This is a genomic window from Deinococcus betulae, from assembly GCF_020166395.1.
GTDB classification, from domain to species: domain Bacteria; phylum Deinococcota; class Deinococci; order Deinococcales; family Deinococcaceae; genus Deinococcus; species Deinococcus betulae.
Window position 1 is genome coordinate 1 of the sequence record NZ_JAIQXU010000067.1, and the last position, 2,478, is coordinate 2,478.

At 61.7% G+C, this 2,478-nt stretch carries 3 protein-coding genes and 1 pseudogene; 2 read left to right on the top strand and 2 right to left on the bottom strand.

The window, feature by feature from the left end:
• Together K7W42_RS22600 and K7W42_RS22605 are read right to left on the bottom strand one after the other, a co-directional pair.
• A pseudogene (locus K7W42_RS22600) lies at positions 1 to 243 on the bottom strand (threonine synthase); the annotation flags it as partial.
• A gap of 97 nt (positions 244 to 340) precedes the next feature.
• Positions 341 to 1,015 (bottom strand): hypothetical protein, encoded by a 675-nt coding sequence (locus K7W42_RS22605; protein ID WP_224577664.1) that lies wholly within the window; start codon positions 1,013 to 1,015, stop codon positions 341 to 343.
• A gap of 218 nt (positions 1,016 to 1,233) precedes the next feature.
• Between K7W42_RS22605 and K7W42_RS22610 the strand changes: the two genes are divergently transcribed.
• Together K7W42_RS22610 and K7W42_RS22615 are read left to right on the top strand one after the other, a co-directional pair.
• Complete coding sequence (locus tag K7W42_RS22610; RefSeq protein WP_224577665.1) at positions 1,234 to 1,464, top strand: hypothetical protein; 231 nt, start codon at positions 1,234 to 1,236, stop codon at positions 1,462 to 1,464.
• 137 nt (positions 1,465 to 1,601) lie between these two features.
• A complete protein-coding gene (locus K7W42_RS22615) occupies positions 1,602 to 2,018 on the top strand; it encodes a hypothetical protein (RefSeq protein WP_224577666.1) in 417 nt (138 codons plus the stop codon).
• The last annotated feature ends 460 nt before the right edge of the window (positions 2,019 to 2,478 follow it).

The following is a 2,478-nucleotide window of genomic DNA, read 5'->3' on the forward strand; positions in this document are numbered from 1 at the left end:
AGTCTTGAGGGCGTGCATGTCGTTCAGGATGACTTGGAAGCGTTTGGGCGCCTGCTCGATCCCGTCAAAGCGGGCGGGGCGGTCCGGGGTGCGGTTCACGGCCTCGTGGATGGTGTCTCTGAACTTGGTGGGCAGGGCGGTTTCGAGGCAGATCATGGGGACACCGGGCCGCTGCCAGGCCTGCCCCACCAGGACGCCGTCGGTGGTGTGCGGGTTGATCAGGCGCCTGAACTGCTTGTTCACGTCACGAATGGTGCGCAGGCGGATGCTCTGCTAGGGCGGCTGTGGGCAGTACGGAGGCCAGGGTTCGAGGTGGTGGACGAGTGGTAGCGTTCCCTGCTTATGGTGTTGAAGGCAAGCGAATCATCACCCGCTGCTCGGCTGGAATCTGAGCCGGGTCATACGTCCATCGTCTCGGCGCCGATTGTATGCCGGACGTGACGGCAGGGTGCGCTGAGTGGCTCAGTTCGTCAGGGTCCTGCTGCCCTAGATACTGGGCATACAATAGACCTTTACCTATACGCGAAACGGAAAAGTCTGGGCCCAGCAGGCGCGGTGCCGCCCACTGCTGCGCCACGAGAGCCACATCGATGATGCGCAGCTGCTCTGCCCTGCGAACATTGCCAGCACCAGGCGGAATGGAATCAGTCAGCGGCTCATGCAGTTGCACCAGCCAGGTGGCCTGCCCGCCTGCAATGGACGGCAGCACCTTATAGATCGGTGGCCCCAGCACAGTCGAGATGGGCAGATCGTCCTCAAACATCAGGAGTCGCCAGTGGTCGGCGGCGTCATCGCCCATGCTGACACTGTCCCGGTCAAATGGGGCGTGCAGCAGACCAGGCCGCAGCACGTCGTGCTCATGCCCAAGGCGGCGGGCTTCCCACTCATCCAGGACGGGCTGACGCGGCGCCTTGGCCCGGCGTGGGGTCCGGCGCAGGAAGGGACGCAGAAGCAGCAAGAGCACCAGCACGGCTCCGCCGCCCAGCCCCTGAAGCAACCAGTCCGGTGGGGTCATGCTGGATAGGGTAACGGTGAGCTGACGACCAGTCAAAACTCGTGACGCACCGAAAAAGTCGGCTCGTGTAGCGTGTTTTCTGCGATACCATTGCTTCCTCTACCCGCGCCGCCCTGCTTCTGGGGCGGCGCATTGTTGTGCTCAGCTGACCCGTGCAGCTCAGCCCTTGACCACCGAACACCTCTTGAAGAACGCTGAACAGGCTCTATGCTCAACGGATGCCTGATGCTGCCGAAGCTTCTGAAGTGCTCCACTTGACCCTGGGCGGGGTGTCCGTGACCGGCTTCGTCACACCAGCAGAACTCACCGCCATTGACTCTGGCGCTGCTGTTGATGTCGTCATGCGCCGGGTGGTGGCCGTGCACCAGGATGTGGGCGAGGACGTTCCGCTCGGGGACGTGGCCTGCACGTTCATTGGTGGAGAGCCGTCTCCATTTGTGCCGGAATAGGTCGCCATAGAGCGAAGGGGCACAGGCATCACTTCCCACACATTTTTGGTCAGCCCAATTGCTATTTTTCTCGCACACAGCAGTGTTTTTCCACATATCGACGACACCGAGGCTGTCACCCAAGCAAAACTCAGCCTATGAACGAAGCGCTGACCGCCGCCGAAGAAGCCAAGCAAGCCGCCCCGGACGGCAACTTTGCCGAAGCCCGCACCCTGCTGGGCAGAATGGAGGAGCGCCTGGAGGCAGGCAAGGGCGGCAACGCCGCCCATAACGCTTGCCGCCTGAAAATCCTGCGCGTGGAGGCCGAGGCCTGCGCCCTCCTGAAGGCGGCTGGCGAGGAGACTGAGCCTACCCCTGCACTCACTCCTATACCGCTCGGGCCTTCTGGGTGGCCAACGTCACCCATTCACTCGAGGCCTCGAAGGTTCGGGGGATGCAAGATCAAGGTCGCCATGTATGAGCACGAGGCCCTGCTCAAAATAGGGTGCAGTTACGTGGCCAAAGCCTGCTGTTGTCCCGTACTCAGCATGTGGGGAGCGTCCCGGTTGCCTTGACGTCCGTCTCGTCAGCCCGCGAGCCCCAGGTCGCGATACCGGGTCACCGCCAAAATAGCCGGCACCGCAAGGCTGCCCACCATATTGAGGGAATGTGCGGGCAGATGCAGGGGTGAGCACGTGGTCCACCGTGCCCTGAGCGCAGCAGGCCCGTGACCATCCAGACCCATGAGTGAGCGTTCCGGATGTCGCTCCACATCCCTGCTGGATGTGGGCGGAGACGGCTTGATAGAGGCGGGGCGCGTTCCCGATGGCATTTTCGGTTCTCACAAACAGAAAGTGTCCCTTACCTGGAACGCTTTCCCTCACTTTGTGTCAGGCGATCAGCCACGTCGTGACAATTTTGAGAGGCAAATTTACTGATGATCAATGCATATTTGCAGCCCTTCCTTGCTGCTTCAGAGCTGCTGACTGACATGGCTCGACCTTAAGCTGTGCTCGACCAGCTCGCTCTTTGTCC